At 57.3% G+C, this 15,396-nt stretch carries 16 protein-coding genes; 6 read left to right on the forward strand and 10 right to left on the reverse strand.

Translation table 11 applies throughout. The features are described 5' to 3' along the window. Positions 1-190: 190 nt before the first annotated feature. Entirely contained in the window at positions 191-1,513 is a 1,323-nt protein-coding gene (locus tag CMO10_RS06320; RefSeq protein WP_297019793.1) for an O-antigen ligase family protein, read from the reverse strand. Between the two features lie 155 nt (positions 1,514-1,668). Here CMO10_RS06320 and CMO10_RS06325 point away from each other — a divergent pair, with 155 nt between their 5' ends. From CMO10_RS06325 to CMO10_RS06340, 4 genes are read left to right on the forward strand one after another with little or no spacing between them, the layout of a single operon-like run. Next, on the forward strand, positions 1,669-2,688 hold the full coding sequence (locus CMO10_RS06325) for an O-antigen ligase domain-containing protein (protein ID WP_297019796.1): 1,020 nt from the start codon (positions 1,669-1,671) through the stop codon (positions 2,686-2,688). Next, positions 2,681-4,039, forward strand: a complete 1,359-nt coding sequence (locus CMO10_RS06330) for a prenyltransferase/squalene oxidase repeat-containing protein (RefSeq protein ID WP_297019799.1) — start codon at positions 2,681-2,683, stop codon at positions 4,037-4,039. Before CMO10_RS06325 ends, CMO10_RS06330 begins: the two co-directional genes overlap by 8 nt. A gap of 37 nt (positions 4,040-4,076) precedes the next feature. Continuing rightward, positions 4,077-4,319: a type II toxin-antitoxin system Phd/YefM family antitoxin gene (locus tag CMO10_RS06335; protein ID WP_297019802.1), complete on the forward strand. Its 243-nt coding sequence runs from the start codon at positions 4,077-4,079 to the stop codon at positions 4,317-4,319. Continuing rightward, positions 4,319-4,705: a type II toxin-antitoxin system VapC family toxin gene (locus CMO10_RS06340; RefSeq protein ID WP_297019805.1), complete on the forward strand. Its 387-nt coding sequence runs from the start codon at positions 4,319-4,321 to the stop codon at positions 4,703-4,705. The genes CMO10_RS06335 and CMO10_RS06340 overlap by 1 nt, the downstream gene beginning before the upstream one ends. A gap of 87 nt (positions 4,706-4,792) precedes the next feature. Here the strand turns inward: CMO10_RS06340 and CMO10_RS06345 are convergent, their stop codons facing one another. Continuing rightward, positions 4,793-5,227: an EF-hand domain-containing protein gene (locus CMO10_RS06345; RefSeq protein WP_064788496.1), complete on the reverse strand. Its 435-nt coding sequence runs from the start codon at positions 5,225-5,227 to the stop codon at positions 4,793-4,795. A 264-nt stretch (positions 5,228-5,491) separates the two neighbouring features. Here CMO10_RS06345 and hrpB point away from each other — a divergent pair, with 264 nt between their 5' ends. Continuing rightward, on the forward strand, positions 5,492-7,999 hold the full coding sequence (gene hrpB, locus CMO10_RS06350; protein WP_297019809.1) for an ATP-dependent helicase HrpB: 2,508 nt from the start codon (positions 5,492-5,494) through the stop codon (positions 7,997-7,999). Between the two features lie 2 nt (positions 8,000-8,001). Here the strand turns inward: hrpB and greB are convergent, their stop codons facing one another. From greB to CMO10_RS06375, 5 genes are all read right to left on the reverse strand, one after another. Next, a complete protein-coding gene (gene greB, locus CMO10_RS06355) occupies positions 8,002-8,481 on the reverse strand; it encodes a transcription elongation factor GreB (RefSeq protein WP_297019811.1) in 480 nt (159 codons plus the stop codon). Between the two features lie 111 nt (positions 8,482-8,592). After that, a complete protein-coding gene (locus tag CMO10_RS06360) occupies positions 8,593-9,843 on the reverse strand; it encodes an MFS transporter (protein WP_297019814.1) in 1,251 nt (416 codons plus the stop codon). 78 nt (positions 9,844-9,921) lie between these two features. Next, positions 9,922-10,869 carry a LysR family transcriptional regulator gene (locus CMO10_RS06365; protein WP_297019817.1) on the reverse strand — a complete coding sequence of 316 codons (948 nt, stop codon included), beginning with the start codon at positions 10,867-10,869 and terminating at the stop codon, positions 9,922-9,924. A 92-nt stretch (positions 10,870-10,961) separates the two neighbouring features. After that, positions 10,962-12,137: a DUF3095 domain-containing protein gene (locus tag CMO10_RS06370; protein ID WP_297019818.1), complete on the reverse strand. Its 1,176-nt coding sequence runs from the start codon at positions 12,135-12,137 to the stop codon at positions 10,962-10,964. A 54-nt stretch (positions 12,138-12,191) separates the two neighbouring features. After that, complete coding sequence (locus CMO10_RS06375; protein ID WP_297019820.1) at positions 12,192-12,410, reverse strand: SlyX family protein; 219 nt, start codon at positions 12,408-12,410, stop codon at positions 12,192-12,194. A 111-nt stretch (positions 12,411-12,521) separates the two neighbouring features. Here CMO10_RS06375 and CMO10_RS06380 point away from each other — a divergent pair, with 111 nt between their 5' ends. After that, entirely contained in the window at positions 12,522-13,067 is a 546-nt protein-coding gene (locus CMO10_RS06380) for a class I SAM-dependent methyltransferase (protein WP_297019821.1), read from the forward strand. 275 nt (positions 13,068-13,342) lie between these two features. On the opposite strand, the gene CMO10_RS06385 is transcribed toward CMO10_RS06380, so the two are convergent. From CMO10_RS06385 to CMO10_RS06395, 3 genes are all read right to left on the reverse strand, one after another. After that, positions 13,343-13,594 (reverse strand): GDCCVxC domain-containing (seleno)protein, encoded by a 252-nt coding sequence (locus CMO10_RS06385; RefSeq protein ID WP_297019825.1) that lies wholly within the window; start codon positions 13,592-13,594, stop codon positions 13,343-13,345. Then, complete coding sequence (locus tag CMO10_RS06390) at positions 13,581-14,465, reverse strand: NAD(P)-dependent oxidoreductase (protein ID WP_297019827.1); 885 nt, start codon at positions 14,463-14,465, stop codon at positions 13,581-13,583. Before CMO10_RS06390 ends, CMO10_RS06385 begins: the two co-directional genes overlap by 14 nt. Before the next feature lie 244 nt (positions 14,466-14,709). Continuing rightward, complete coding sequence (locus CMO10_RS06395) at positions 14,710-15,123, reverse strand: tellurite resistance TerB family protein (protein WP_082049805.1); 414 nt, start codon at positions 15,121-15,123, stop codon at positions 14,710-14,712. Positions 15,124-15,396 lie beyond the last annotated feature (273 nt).

Below are 15,396 nucleotides of genomic sequence, written 5' to 3' on the forward strand. Positions count from 1 at the left end.
AAAAGTGCCGGTTTTGCCAATGGGGACGGGTTCGCAACTGCATGGGCCGCACAGGAGTTTCTGCAGGCGCTTGCCTCAAGTGATACTGAATGGCGCCAGTCAGCCATTGGAGCACGTTTGGCAGAGATGCCATTTGATCCGCTTTTGCTGGGGCTTAAGGCTGAGATGTTGGTCGAGCTGGATGTGACCGCTAGTGCAAACCTTCTGGATCAGGCAACGGCGATTGCGCCGCGTGATCCGCGAATTCAGGCATTGCGCGACGGGTTACAAGCGCGCCTTCAAAACCTGCCATCGCCAGCATCACCACTGGCAGAATAAGGGCCGGCATGATCATGACCCAGTCGCCAATGCTGCCCACCACGCACATGACAAACAGTGCGATCACAAGCGCTCGAATGTCCGGTTGCTGGCCGCTGGCGAGAGCCGTTTTAATGGCAAGGAGGAAGCTTGTCGCCAGGATCAGCATGGCCGGGATGCCAAATATGATCGCCCCGTCGAGCCAGAGGTTATGGCTGCTAAACCAGTTCGCATTGGTGTTCAGATTCGGGGTGGCGAAATGAGCAATGACGAGCGCAATGCTGTCTGGACCCCAGCCGGTAACGGGGCGTTCCAAAATTGCCTGCAGGGCCGTGGCCCAAAGATCATCACGCTGGATCAGGTCACTGCGGACAAGGTCGGTGAACCGCGCGAAAAGCTCTGGCGATGCGATGGCAGTCAAGGCAGTGATCGCCATGCAGCCCAAAGTAATTCCAAGCAATCGCATGAGTCTGCTGGTGTGTGTGCGGGGTGTCAGAATGACAAACAGCGCCCCGCCAACCAGCGCCATGACGAAAGCCAGCCGCGAATGGCTTTGAACAAGGGCAACGGCGAAGATCATCGCCAGTGCCAACCAACCGCCGGCCCGATCAAGCTGTTTGGTGAAACTGACCGCACGGGTCGTCTGATAGAGAAACAGACAGGCCACAATGCCAAACCCCATCAAGGTGCCAAAGGCATTGCGATTGGCAAAGCTGCCGGTCCAGTCGCCCAGATGGGCCTGTTTGGCAAACCAGAATGTGGTGTGCCATCCCATCAGTGCGGCACTGGCCCCCAGAACCACCTGAAGGGCGCATGCAAACACGACCGTGCGGGCTATGAAGTGGGGAAGGCGCGGCTGCAGGCGTGCAACCAGTGCTGTCAGGGTGATTACGCCGCCAAGCCAGACCAGATAGGTGGCTATGCTCAGCCAGCCATTAGGTACAAGGGCGATGTGCGGTGCGTTGAACGGGTATGCCTGAACTGGCCAGATGGGCAGGCTTTGCAGGACAGACCAGCCTATCAATGCAGCGATCGCCAGCCAGAGATAGCGCAGGTGTTTGCCGACCAGAACCGGGCCGGGGCGCAGGCAGATCGTAAGAATGCCAAGACCCGTCAGAATAGCCAGAATGGCAAGCGCCCAAGGCCTAAGTCCGCCCAACATCAGCGGGGCGAGAATGATCTGTGCCATCAAACAGCTTTGCGCCAGCCAGAGCATCAAGGTCTGCCAATCTGCTTTGAAATCAGGAGCTTTAGCCTATCTGAATTTGCGCAGCCTGTCGCGTTGCTTGCGAGAGGCAGCAAGCCATGAGAGGGAGCGTTTCTTTAGTCCCGATTGACGACGGGCGAGGCCTGAGTACTGTGGACCATGAGGTGTCTTTACCGCTCTGGCTGGTGCTGCTGGGGAACCTCGCGATGGGGGCGTCGCTCTGGCTGATTGCAGCGGGCGGGATGGCTGCCAAGCTTATTCTGCTGGGGGTCTGGATTGCTGTTTTGTGCTGCTACGGCTATCGGCGCCGGTTTGGGAGCAGTTTTCTGGCGGGGGCGTTGATCCTTGCGGCAATGATCGGTGTGATCGCGACGGGGAGTGGTGCAAACCTCGAAAAGCTGCGCCTGATCGGCAATCTTTTGATGCTGCCTGTCGGGCTGTTGGTTGGGCTTACGATTGGCCGGGGCAGCCTTCGTTTGATGATACCGGTTCTTGTGTTTTACCTGCTGCTTTCGAGTTCGTTTCAGATGACCCATGAGGGTTTGCGTTTTAATCAGCCGTTTCTGTTTCTGGGCTTGTTTGCGCTTTGTTCGGTTGCCCGGTGGCGGGGGCATGGGGGGCTCGCGGCTGCAAGTGGTGTTGCCATCCTGCTCAGCCAGACGCGGATTGCGGTTTTGGCGATGCTGGTCAATCTGATCGGGATGATCCGGTTTTCCCGCGCCATGACGTGGCTTGTTGGGGGCATTGCGCTCGCAGGTCTCGGCTGGATCGCGGCACTTTATCTGCCGCGTCTGTTTCTGACCCACGGCAGTGGCCGGTTGGCCTTCTGGCATGATTTCTGGGGGCAGTGGCAAGGCGGATCAACCGGGCAAAGATGGCTTGGTTTCGGGGCCGGGGCGGTGGAAGAAATCCTGTCGGGCTATCAGTCTTTTGCCTCCTTTGGCGCGCTGCATAACGATCATTTTCGCATCCTGTTTGAAACCGGTCTGCTGGGCGCGGGGCTTTGGCTTGCGGGATGGAGTGTGATGCTGTGGACGGTGCGTCACGCGCGTCTTGCGATCTGTATTCTGCTGTCGGTGATGCTGACCATGGTGACGGATAATACACTGAATTACGGCCATTATCTGATCTGCTGCGGCATGGCTGCCGGGATTGCCGCGCGTGAGGGAACTGAGGATGGATAGAGATCATCTGATTGATATCCGGGATCGCGTACTTGCGCGCATGATCGCCGATGGCTTTGCCGGAGCCGATCCGTTTGACGGGCTTGAAAGTGCTGTATTTCGGGCAAGCGGGCTTGGGCGGTTTCGCTTTGCGCGCTTGGCGTGGCTGCAGGCGATCAAGCGAGGACCGGATACCTTGCGCAAGGCCGTGCTAATTCCGCCGATGGTTAACCCCAAAACGCTGGCTTTGCTGGGCGGGGCGGCGCAGGGCGTGGTGCTTTACGATGTGCGCGATCAGTTGTTGGGTATGCAAAATCCTGATGGCGGCTGGGGATACCCGTTTGAATGGCAGGCGCGGGCCTTTCACGCCAAGCGCCGTCAAAGCAATGCGATTGTCACGAGCTTTGTTGTGGATGCCCTGATCGAAGGTGGATTGGCAGCGGATCATCCCGCCCTCCAAAAGGCGGCAGGGGTTATTGAAAACAAGTTCTGGCGGGATGGCTATTTCGCCTATTTCGATCACACCAATGTTGAAATCCATAATGCCAGCCTGTGGGCGGCCTTTGCGTTGTATCGGATGGTCGGCCCGAATGACAAAACGACGCAGGCGGTGGCGCGCGTTATCGGGGCACAAAAGGCCGATGGCAGTTGGGCTTACGGTACGCGATCCCACCACCAGTTCGTGGATGGGTTCCATACTGGCTATGTTCTTGATCTGCTTGATCGCCTGCGGGCGTCGGGTGCGGACGGGCTTGAGGATGCGATTGCCCGTGGATGGCAGTTTTATCATGAGCAGTGCTTTGATCGGGATGGTCTGCCGCGAGGCTATGCGGGCCGTGACGGCTACCTTGATGCCCATGCCGTGGCGCAGGCGATGGGGAGCCTGATCCGGTTTGGCGATACCGATGGCGCGATGCGGGTAGCGAGCTGGGCTGCGGAAAAGCTTTTTGATCCGGAGCGCGATCTGTTTTTTGCCGGGATCAGTAAGCACGGCAGGCCGGATCGGCGAAACTATATGCGCTGGACGCAAGCCTGGATGGTCTGGGCGCTGTCAATTGTGATAGAGGGAATAGACCCGAATCAGTCGAACCTGACCGATAAAGCCATGCCGATATTTGACCCGACCAAGCCGCTGCGTTTTGCCCATCCCGATCCAACGCGGGCGGCAACCGAGACCGCTTTGCGCAACCTGCCGGAGGCAGAATTTCGCGCGCTTTACGACATCACGCGCGCAGCGGCATCACGCGCCAAGGCCGAAGGGGCGATGGAAACGCTTTATGGGCTGACGCGCGGGATGAAGACCTTACAACGAATTGGTAGTGAGCGCGGGATTGTCTTTAAGAAATCCCAATCGTATTCTGCGCAAAAATAATATAAACTAAGTTAACTTAGTCTAGTTGGAGGATGTGATGGGCATCGTTAACATTCATGAGGCCAAAACACATTTGTCGCGCCTGATCGCGCGCGTCATGAGTGGTGAACAGCTTGTCATTGCAAAGGCGGGCAAACCAGTCGTGCAAATGTCGGCCTATCAGGAAAATGCCACGGCCCCAAAGCGTATCGGCTTCTTGCAGGATGAGGAAATTTTGGTTCCGGATGATTTTGATCGCATGGGGCAGGATGAGATCGACGAAATGTTCGGGGTTGGCTGATGAAGCTCTTGCTTGATACGCAGTTGATCTTGTGGGCGGCAAAGGACAGTGATCGTTTGTCATCTGAAGCCCGCAAGATGATTTCTGATCCTCAGAACGAGCTTCTTTTCAGTCCGATCAATATTTGGGAAATCACGATCAAGAATGCGCTTGAAAGGCCCGACTTCAAGGCGAACCCAAGGCTTATTCGCCGAGCGATGCTTGATAACGGATATCTGGAACTCCCCATGGTGAGTGAGCATGCAATCACTGTTGATACGTTGCCGCCGGTGCATAAGGATCCGTTTGATCGCATTCTGATTGCACAAGCAAAAGCCGAGGGCATATTGCTCCTCACTGCCGATACTTTGTTGGGGCAATATGGCGAGCCTGTTCGCCTTGTTTGATCCCGGTTTTGCCCGATATTAGCAGTACAGGTCGGCGGCCCTGCCAAGAGGCAGAGCCGCAAAGTCAAATAGCCGAACGTGTTTGCCCTAGCGTTGGCGCAGCTCGTCGACGGTCAGTTGGCCATCGCCGTTCTCGTCAAGATAGTTGAACATCCGGTTATGGACGGCCTGGAACTCTTCAAGTTGCAGTTGGCCATCGCCGTTGGTGTCCATCATGACGATCATCATTTCCGGGCCATGCATTTTGCCCATCATGCCACCCATCATCATGCCACCGTTCATCATCCCGGGGCCCATGGTACCGTTGCGGAGGCCCATCATGTTGCCAGCGCCATATCCCATGCCCATACCCTGGCCTTGACCTTGACCCATCATCATGCCGGAACCTTGCATCGTACCTTGGCCTTGCATCATTCCCTGGCCGGTCTGGTTCATCATTTGCGTGCCTTGCTGCGCTTGGGCGACGCCAAGAGCACCAGCAAGCATCAGGCCGATTGCGGTGATTGCGAGAAATCTTTTCATGGTTAGTCTCCTACTCCTGAGGGGTGAGAACATTGTGCGCAGATCGTCCTTCATGTGTTATCAAGCCGAAGGCGGGAAACTGCCCGAATTAACAAGGCCACTGTATCATGATCGGGGTGGCGCGCATTGAGCCGCATCAATCCGATACTGGTTTCCCGACAAGATCCGGCGCAATTTTCATTGCCCCGGACAAGCGCACAGGGATATTGCTAGGCAATGCCCGCAAACAGGTATCTGCCGAGCCAAGCTGAGTATTGAAAACATATGAGTTCCCGATTTCCCGCCCTGCCAATTGATGCCGTCCTGCCAGAGCTTATCTCTGCGCTTGATGGAGGCACCAATGCCGTTTTGCAGGCGCCACCGGGTGCTGGCAAGACGACCAAGGTGCCGCTGGCGTTGCTTGATTGTGCGTGGCGCGGGGATCAGAAGATCATCATGCTCGAACCCCGTCGTCTGGCCGCGCGTGCCAGTGCGCGGCGCATGGCGCAGTTACTCGGCGAGGCGGTTGGCGGGCGCGTGGGCTATCGCGTGCGCTTTGATAGCAAGGTGTCCAAGGATACAAAGATCGAGGTCGTGACCGAGGGTATTCTGGTCCGCATGATTCAGGATGATCCGGAGCTTTCCGGCATCGCCGCAATCCTGTTTGACGAGTTCCATGAACGATCCCTTGATGCCGATCTGGGTCTGGCCCTTGCGCTTGAAACGCAAGGGGCGCTGCGCGATGACTTGCGGTTGGTGGTGATGTCCGCGACCCTTGATGGTGGACCAATTGCCGATCTGATGGGCAGCTGCCCGGTCATCACATCCGAAGGCCGCGCCTATCCGGTTGAAACGAAATATATCCCGACCAAGCCCGATAAATGGGGCAATACCCGCATTGACGCGGAAATGACATCCGCGATCAAAACCGCCCTGCGCGAGGAAAGCGGATCGATCCTGGCCTTCCTGCCGGGGCAGGGCGAAATCACCCGGGTTGAAAGTGCGCTTAAGGATGCGGTGGGAAGTGACGTCATCATCGCCCCGCTTTATGGCGCGATGGATGCCAAGGCGCAGGATATTGCGATCCAGCCCGCACCCGCGGGCAAGCGCAAGGTGGTTCTGGCGACGGCCATTGCCGAAACGTCGCTGACCATTGATGGCATCCGGGTGGTGGTTGATAGCGGCCTGCAACGCTTGCCGCGCTTTGATCCGGCATCGGGCATGACACGGTTGGTGACGGTCAAGTCATCACAAGCCAGTGCCGAGCAACGGCGCGGCCGTGCCGGGCGACTGGAGCCGGGCGTGTGTTATCGGCTGTGGCCGGAAAATGAACAGCGCGCGCGAGCACCCTTTACCGCGCCCGAAATATCTGATGCCGATCTGGCCCCCCTGACGCTTGAACTGGCGCGCTGGGGTGTTACGGATCCCAAAACCCTGCCGTGGCTGGATGTGTCGGACGCTGCCAAAATTGATCAGGCGCGCGATGTTTTGCGCGGCCTTGAAGCACTTGATGAGGATAACCGCATTACGCCGATGGGCACTGCCATGGCCGGGTTGCCGGTCCATCCCAGATTGGCGCATATGATGTTGCGCGGCGCACAGCTTGGTCTGGATGAGGTTGCCTGTGCGCTGGCAGCACTCCTGTCTGATCGTGATTTCATGCGCGGGCGCGGGGCGGATTTGCGCATCCGGGTCGAGGCCATCCAAAAGGGCCGCGCCCCCAAAATGATCACCGAGGCCGCCAAACAACTTGCCCGCCGTTTGCGTGATGCTGCCAAACAAGCAGGGCTTGATAAATCGGCGGGGGAGAAGGTCGATCACGCCGATGAGGTCGGGCTGCTTCTGGCCTTTGCCTACCCCGACCGGATCGGGGAACGCCGCAAGGGGGCAGACGCGCGCTATCGCCTGTCCGGCGGGCGCGGCGGTGTGTTGCCCAATGAAGATAGTCTGGCGTCTGAGCCCTATATTGCAGTTGCCGAACTTGATGGACAAGCGCGCGAAGCCAAGATTTACCTCGCTGCTCCGGTGGCGCGCGCCACCCTTGAAACCCATTTTGTCGATCAGATTTCCGAAGGCACAGAGGTTTTCTGGGATAGCCAAAGTGATGCGGTGGCCGCCCGCTGGCAACGCCGGATTGGTGCGCTGGTGCTCGAGGAAAAAGCCACCCAAGATGAGGCCGACCCCGACGCGATTGCGGCCGCCATGATCGAGGGCATCCGCAAGCTCGGTCTGCATTGCCTGCCATGGGATAAGGCATCAAACGGCCTGCGCGAACGGCTGGCGTTCCTGCATCGGGTGGAGGGGGATGCTTGGCCGGATGTTTCTGATGACGGCCTTCTGGGATCGCTTGAAGACTGGTTGGCACCTTATCTGTCGGGCATTACCAAACGCGGTCAGCTTAAGCAGATCAACCTGTCTGAGGCGTTGCTCGCCGGTATTGACTGGAACCAGCGACAGGAAATGGATCGCCTGGCGCCAACCCATTGGCAGGTGCCGACGGGCTCAAACATCCGCATTGATTATAGTGGCGATACACCGGCGCTTCCGGTGCGCATGCAGGAAATGTTTGGCGCGACCGAAACGCCGAAGGTGGCGAATGGCAAGGTTGCCGTGACGCTTCATCTGCTAAGCCCGGCGCAACGACCCATTCAGGTGACAAGTGATCTGATCGGGTTCTGGAACGGATCCTATGCGCAGGTGAAGGCGGAGATGAAGGGGCGCTATCCCAAACATTATTGGCCCGATGATCCCCTGATCGCCGAGCCAACGCGTCGGGTCAAAAGCCGGATGTAGTGTTACGCCGGATAACTGATCTCAAGGATTTCGAGCTCGTCCTCGCCGGCCGGGGTGCGGACCGTGACGACATCGCCGACGCCCGATTTCATCAGGGCGCGTGCGACCGGGGAGATCCAGCTGATCTTGCCGTTGAGGCTGTCTGCCTCGTCCTCGCCGACGATGCGGATGGTTTTTTCTTCGTCCCGCGCATTCACATAAGTGACGGTGGCGCCAAAGAAGATGTGGGCATGATCGGGTTGTTCGGCGGCGCGGACAACTACGGCATCTTCGATCCGCTTGCGCAGATAGCGCACGCGGCGATCAATTTCGCGCAGGCGCTTTTTGCCATAGATGTAATCCCCGTTTTCCGAACGATCGCCATTGCCCGCCGCCCAATGGACGACGGCTACGACTTCCGGCCGTTCCTTTTTCCAAAGGTGGTCAAGTTCGGATTTAAGGGCGTTAAGCCCTTCGGGGGTGATGTAAATCGGTCTGTCCATGGCCTGCGTTTTAGCGCAAAGCAGATGGTTGGAAAAGAGATCAAAAAAAGCAGCGCCAGATTGGTGTCCGGCGCTGCTTGATATTGGTGAAACGGCTATGTGCCGCTTGCGTTATGCCTTGGCAGTCGAGCGCAGTTCGCGGTCATCAATCGGCATATGCACAAGAGCGGCAAAGACGCCAAGTGCGACCGAGACCCACCAGACAGCATCGAAATTACCGGTCATGTCATAAACAATCCCGCCCATCCAGGCGCCAAAGAACGCGCCGATCTGGTGGCTGAGCATGACGATGCCAAACAGGGTGGCCATGTAACGCGGACCGAAGACCTGCGCGATTAGCCCGCTGGTGAGCGGCACGGTGGATAGCCAAAGCGCGCCAAGTGTTGCGGAAAACAGCAAGATGGTTTCAGAGGTTTTGGGCGCAAAGATAAAGATCAGAATGACCACAGCCCGCATGCCGTAAATGAATGACAGGCCGAACTTCTTGCTAAACCGTCCGCCGGCCCAACCCGCCGTCAGCGTGCCAAAGATGTTAAACAGGCCGATCAGTGCCAGACCTTCGGCCGCAACAGAACTTGGCAGACCGCATAGGGCGGTAAAGGTCGGCAGGTGGGTGGTCACCACGGCTACGTGAAAGCCACAGACAAAGAAGCCGGCATTGAGCAACATGAAGCCGCGATGTTTGCGCGCCTCGTGAAAGGCTGCCATCAGACCTTGCGGGCCAAGGTCGGGTGTTGCTGTCGGGCTATGGCCATCGGCCTTGCCGGTCAGTGCAAAGGCGGCCGGGACCATCAGCATGGCAATGGCGGCCAAAATCATAAGTGTTGTGACATAACCGAGCGAGCCATTGAGCATCTGCGCGGTCGGGGCCATGACAAACTGCCCGACGGAGCCGCCGGCCGAGGCAAGGCCAAGTGCAAAGCTGCGTTTATGGGGCGGGAAGACACGGCTGATGGCGGCCAGAATGACAGGGAAACTGGTGGAGCCAACGCCGGTACCAATCAGGAAGCCAGCCGTCAGGTGCAGTTCACCGGGCGAGCTTGAGGTGCCCATCATGTAAAGGCCTGCGGCATAGATTGCAGCCCCGCCAATCAGGGTTCGTGTGGTGCCAAAGCGGTCGGCAAGTGCGCCGGCAATCGGGGCGGAAACACCCCACATCAGATTCTGAATGGCAAAGGCCAGACCGAATGTCGCAGCACTCCAGCCGGTGTCATTGAGCATGTTTGGAATGAAAAGCCCGAGCGACTGGCGCACACCAAGGTTGAGCGACAGCACAAGGCCGCCACACAGCAATACGATCCAGGGAAACCATTTGGTGGCGCGCAAAAGCGCCATACGGGTGGGGCTTTGAGTGGGGCTCATGACGTTTTCTCCGGCGAGATACCTGTTTTGTTGTTGTGATAGTGAACGCGGTGGCGCTATGCGTCCAATTCATTCGGATTATGAAGCTGATAACATTTCTGCATGATCGATGTTGGATATTTTACCGGCCTCCATCACAAGCTCCCCGACCTTGTCGATAATGTCATCAAGATCGGAACTTGAAGCGCGGCGGATCAGCGTGATCGCCATACCCCAATTCATGCCGGGAATATCAAGGATTTTGATGCGATCGGCTGCCGGGCTGTGCAGGCAGAAACGTCGCGCCATGATGCCATATCCGGCCCCGGCAGCGACCATTTCGATCTGCAATTCAAGGGCGGACACCTCAAGGACCGAGGTAAATTCGACCCCGTTTTTATGCGCCCATGCATTGCCAAGTGCGCGGAAGGTGCAGCCTTCGGGCATCAGGATCATCGGGTTTTGGGCAAGCTCGGCAATATTGGCTGGATGATCGCGGCCGGATTTCGGGCCAATGGCGACGATATGATCATCAAGCAATGTTTGTGGTGACAGGCTTGCTGGCAAATCGCGGCTTTGCACCCCGCCAACAATGCCATTCGGCCCATCAAGCGAGAGCATGGCATCAATTTCGCCCCGGCGCAGAAGCGGAAGAAGCTCCGCCGACCAGCCCATCTTGATCGAAAGCGACATATCCGGGAACATCTGGTGCAGGGCGCGAAGTTCGCTGGCAGCAAGAAGCGGGGCTGCCCCGTGGCTCAGGCCAAGCCGGAACGGGCCGTGGCGTTTGGTGTTACCGGCAACCGAGTCACTGAACCCGTCAAGGCGTCGCAGAAGATCGCGGGCCTCGGTAAGCGCCCGGTGGCCGGCGATGGTCGGTTGCAGTGGCTTGGTCGTGCGATCAAACAGGCTTTTGCCGATGCGTTCTTCAAGGCGCTGGATCCGGCGGGTGACGGCGGGCTGTGTCAGGCCAAGGCGATCTGCGGCACCGTGAAAGGATTGCGCGTCGGCAACAGCGATAAGGGTTTCAAGCTCGCGGGTGTCCATGGGGCTGTCCTGATCATTCCGGGATCAGGGGAGTGTCCGCCAAACAGCAAGGTCATGCAAGGAATCTATTGTCTCGCAACAATTGATGCATTTCATGCATTGGCGGGTGTGAGGGCCGCATTCCTGTCGCGTTTGACCTTTGCCTTGAAGGCGGTTGCGGCTGCCGTATAGCCGCCTTCGCCACCATCAAGAAAATGGAAATGCGCATCATTGGTGATCGATGGCACGATGCAGGTCATGATCGCACTGCGTTGGCGATGGGTGCCGAAATGCACCGCACCGCTGAGCTCGGCGGCGTGCAGGTGTGCCTCGACCTCTTCGGCGCGCGCGGCACTGCACATCACCGTCATCCACAATCCATCGCCAAATTTACGAAAGTCGGTGTTATAGCCGGTGTAATCGCGATAGCGGCGCGGATCAAACGCGCCAAGCTTCCAGCCGGTTTTCATCAGGATGGCCGCGATCAGCGCGATATAAAGCGCCTTGAGCCAGGCTTTGACATAGCCGCCTTCCTTGTGTTTGGTCGCCTCGGCCTCAAGATGCAGGCCGGGCGGCGGAAAGGCGACGTCGGGGCCGCTTGCCGGGATCGGGCTGCTTTTGCGCGGGCTGTCATCAAGGATGGCAAACAGATTGCCCACGGTCTCATCAAACTGCGCTCGGTCATCGCGCGGGGCAACAATGATCGACAGGATCACATCTGATCCTTCGGCCCGGATCGGTGACCAGCGGCATGACAGCCCGGTCAGATCGGGGCGGCTGCCGGGTGGGGCAGGCGGGATCAGGTTGTTGCCCTGCTTCATCTGGTCTTCGGCCCATTGCATGCCGCGGCCGGCAAACATGGCATAGGATACAGGATTGGAGACAGCATAGCGGGCAACACGCACATCACGGTTTGCCGCGCGGATATCGGAAATCCTGACCAGCCCAACCCGCAATTCGAGATCAAGTGTTTCAACCGCCCAGGTCGCAGTTGCGGCCATGGCATCGCGCACGGCATCGATTTTATCAGGCGGGCAGGCGAAGCTTGCGCCATCACCGCCAAACAGGAATGGATAGTCGGAATGGCCAAGCGCGTTACTGACCGCGCAAATAACCGATGCGCCGACCATATTGACGTCCTTGTACCGCCCGGCTTCGACCGCCTTGGTCGATCCGATGACATCGGACGTGCCGACCCACCAGTCATCGGGCAGGGCATGATAAACCCCGCCATCGAGGACTTTTTCAAAGGCGTCAAAGGTGGGTATGTCGAGATAAAGGTTGGTCACATCGGTCTTTCAAATGCGCGGGATGGCAGCCGAAATCGACGGACCGCAATGCCATCAGTAATGCGGTGGTGGAGCGTCGTCTTCTGGTGCTGTACGCAGGAAATCGATCATGCGTTTAATATCAGATGACATTAATTTGTTCTGACGTTCTAGAACATCAATACGATCCCACTGCGATTTGATCATGTCGGACAGGTCGCTGACGACGGTTTCCATGTGGGTAAGCTGTGTTTCAAGCTCTGTGACGCGGCTGTCGATTTCTTCGTGGCTCATGACTTCGATCTTCTGCAAATGACTTTGTTTCGTGCTTTTAGCGCGGCTTGCGGTATATGCAAGCCTGTGGCACGACTGCCCGGAGCGGACCCTAACATATCTGGATGGTTGATGACTGATTTATCCGTACTGGCCCTTGTCGGGATTATTTTGGCGCTGATTGCGGTTTATGCAATCCGTCTGCGTGCTGTTCCGATGCCGACGTCACCCAAGGCGGCCGAAGAAATCATCGCCTATATCCCGAATGATACCAAGGTGGTGACCGATTTCGGATCGGGCTGGGGTGATCTTGCTTTGGCGATTGCGCGCGCAAGGACCGACGTCAAAGTATCGGGGATCGAGCTTTCGCCAATCCCTTATGCCATCAGTCGCATGCGTGCCGTGTTGGCGGCCAAGCCCAATCTTGATTTTATCCGGGCTGATTTTCGCACCCTTGATCGTGATCCAGGGGATGTTGTGGTCTGTTTCCTTGATCCGCGCGTGATGAGCGATGTGGGGGATGTTTTGGCCGAACGGATGGTAAACGGCGGGATCGTGATATCGCGCGCCTTTGCCATTCCGGGGTGGCAGGCCTTTGGCGAAGTGCCGATGAAAACCGGGTCGGATCGACTTTACCTGTATCGGATCGGCAGTCACAAGCCGGGCATTGTCGCCTGATCTTTCGGGGACCTAGGGTCCAAACTCATTCAAATAATCGTCCCGGTCTCCCGGATTTGTGCGGATACGCGAAGCAAAAACGCAGGAAGATATATATCTTTCAATGTTTTGCGACAAAGTAGCCCGTGCAAATCCGGGTGATCCGAAGGACAATTGATGTGAGAGAAAGCCTCTGCGTCAAATCCCTTGGTCGGGGATCACCCCGATCTGCGGGCTTTTCCTTGCCATTTCTCTCATATCAATTGCCGGGTCGGTCATTTGAATGAGTTTGGACCCTAGTTACCGTGTCCGCAACAGCCGCCATCTTTGCTCCGGCCATGCAACTGGATCGGCGGGCAGGGGACGGTGCCATAAGAACAGAAAACGCAGCAGTCGCCCGGTTTGGGTCGCAAAACAGCGCCGCAGCCCTTGCAGTCGTAGAAATACTGGCAGGCATCGGTCGGCATGGTTTCGGTTTCGATATGCCCGCATTCGGGGCAGGTCAAAACCGATGTCAGTTCGACGGAAACGGGATCAGTCTTCTTCATAGACTTTGATCAGGGCGGAGTGATCCAGATCGCCATCGCCCATTTCGATCAGTTCGTCATAAAGTTCCATGGCAAGGCGGGTGATCGGCAGTTCGACACCCAGTTCGCCTTCGGCAAATTCAAGCGCCTGGAACAGGTCCTTGCGTTGGGTAACGACCTTGCCGCCCGGCACGAAATTGCGTTCGATCATGCGTTCGCCGTGCTTTTGCAGGATGGCTGAATCGGCAAAACCACCCGTAAGTGCTGAACGCAGTTTTTCCAGATCGACATTGGCTTCATCGGCCATGGAAAAGGCTTCGGCAACTGCGCCAATGGTGATGCCGACAATCATCTGGTTGGCGGCCTTGGCGATCTGACCGGAACTGACGTCCCCAACATGGGTAACGCGTGCGCCCAGAACATCAAACACACGGCGTGCACGTTCGAAATCTTCCTTTTCCGCCCCAACCATGATCGAAAGTGTGCCGTTTTCAGCCCCGTGCGTGCCGCCCGATACCGGGGCATCAATCCAGGTGCCTCCAGCCTCATCAACCGCATCGGCAAAACGCCGGGTCGCCTCGACCGAGGTGGTGCCCATATCGATGACAATCGTGCCTTCTTCCATGCCATCAATAATGCCGTCTTCACCCAGAAGGACGTTTTCAAGCGCGACCGTGTTGGCTACACAGATGATGACAATATCAGCCTCGGCCGCGGCATCGGCCGGGGTTCCGGCTGTGGCGATGCCAAGGTCTTCAAAGGCATTAAGCGTCTCGGGATTGCGGGTATTGACGGTCAGAACCGCACCGGCCTTTTCAAGATTAAGCGCCATCGGACGCCCCATCAATCCAAGTCCGATGAAGGCAATGTTTTCCCCGGAAAGAGCGGTCATGACAGCAGTTCCTTTGTATGGCGATCGTATTTGGCGGTGGCAAAATCAGAACAGGCAACGCAACCCCGGCCAGCAATGGGTTCACGAAGTCGATAGAAGTTGTCGGTCAGGCCATATCACATTGCGGCATCCGTGAAAGCAGCGAGTTCTGGGCTAACGCCCCAAGCGCGCTTTTGGTTCCGCAATTTTGATCTTACAGGCCATCCAGTTTTTTGTGCTGATGACGCCAGACAAAATGCTGTGCTTAGAAATCACCCGGCCGGACATAGCGTGCCGCCATGGCGCGTTCAATCGCCGACCCGACCAAGCGGTCGATATCAAGGCGGTGGCGCAGCAATTCCAGAATGCGCAGTTCTTCCTGGCTGATTTCGCTGTCGGAAAGGACGATTTCGCAGGCAAAGACATAGGCCGTTTCGCGCAGTTTGCGCGGCAGGGCATCGCGGATCAGATCCAGCGCGCGGTCCATGCCGTCTTCTTCGCCCAGCAGCTTGGCACAATCACGCGCGACACTGGTCACGCCATCATTGTCAAACCCGGCAAAAATCGGAAGGTAACGGACCCGGCGGCCCATCGCGGAAAGTTCGGCATCGGTAATGTCATTATCGGCGGCCGAAACCATAACCATTGTGTAGATCAAGGCGTCCTGATGCGAAATCACGTTGGTTACTCCTTATCGAGAATGGTTCCCTGAAACGCTGTTCATCCAGACATTTGACGATCTTGTCCGGGCAGTGTGAAAACCACCGAGCAAGAAGATGGTATGCTGATAACCCTTCATGGGCAACAGTTAAGCAATGAAATTTCAGCGTTTTCATGGCGATTTTAAGGAATACGTAGTGAAATCGTTGGCATTCTGTTGTCATCGGTCGTGCGGGCCATATAAGCCGCGAAAAACGCGGTGCGCGCGATCCGGATAACAAAAATGAAGCCG

Origin of the sequence: Thalassospira sp. (genome assembly GCF_002709775.1) — a bacterium.
GTDB lineage: Bacteria > Pseudomonadota > Alphaproteobacteria > Rhodospirillales > Thalassospiraceae > Thalassospira.

Bases quoted from the DNA above. Each gene is read 5' to 3' on its own strand.
- CMO10_RS06320 (WP_297019793.1), bottom strand. From the start codon at position 1,513: ATGCTCTGGCTGGCGCAAAGCTGTTTGATGGCACAGATCATTCTCGCC.
- CMO10_RS06330 (WP_297019799.1), top strand. From the start codon at position 2,681: ATGGATAGAGATCATCTGATTGATATCCGGGATCGCGTACTTGCGCGC.
- CMO10_RS06335 (WP_297019802.1), top strand. From the start codon at position 4,077: ATGGGCATCGTTAACATTCATGAGGCCAAAACACATTTGTCGCGCCTG.
- CMO10_RS06340 (WP_297019805.1), top strand. From the start codon at position 4,319: ATGAAGCTCTTGCTTGATACGCAGTTGATCTTGTGGGCGGCAAAGGAC.
- CMO10_RS06345 (WP_064788496.1), bottom strand. From the start codon at position 5,227: ATGAAAAGATTTCTCGCAATCACCGCAATCGGCCTGATGCTTGCTGGT.
- hrpB (WP_297019809.1), top strand. From the start codon at position 5,492: ATGAGTTCCCGATTTCCCGCCCTGCCAATTGATGCCGTCCTGCCAGAG.
- greB (WP_297019811.1), bottom strand. From the start codon at position 8,481: ATGGACAGACCGATTTACATCACCCCCGAAGGGCTTAACGCCCTTAAA.
- CMO10_RS06360 (WP_297019814.1), bottom strand. From the start codon at position 9,843: ATGAGCCCCACTCAAAGCCCCACCCGTATGGCGCTTTTGCGCGCCACC.
- CMO10_RS06365 (WP_297019817.1), bottom strand. From the start codon at position 10,869: ATGGACACCCGCGAGCTTGAAACCCTTATCGCTGTTGCCGACGCGCAA.
- CMO10_RS06375 (WP_297019820.1), bottom strand. From the start codon at position 12,410: ATGAGCCACGAAGAAATCGACAGCCGCGTCACAGAGCTTGAAACACAG.
- CMO10_RS06380 (WP_297019821.1), top strand. From the start codon at position 12,522: ATGACTGATTTATCCGTACTGGCCCTTGTCGGGATTATTTTGGCGCTG.
- CMO10_RS06385 (WP_297019825.1), bottom strand. From the start codon at position 13,594: ATGAAGAAGACTGATCCCGTTTCCGTCGAACTGACATCGGTTTTGACC.
- CMO10_RS06390 (WP_297019827.1), bottom strand. From the start codon at position 14,465: ATGACCGCTCTTTCCGGGGAAAACATTGCCTTCATCGGACTTGGATTG.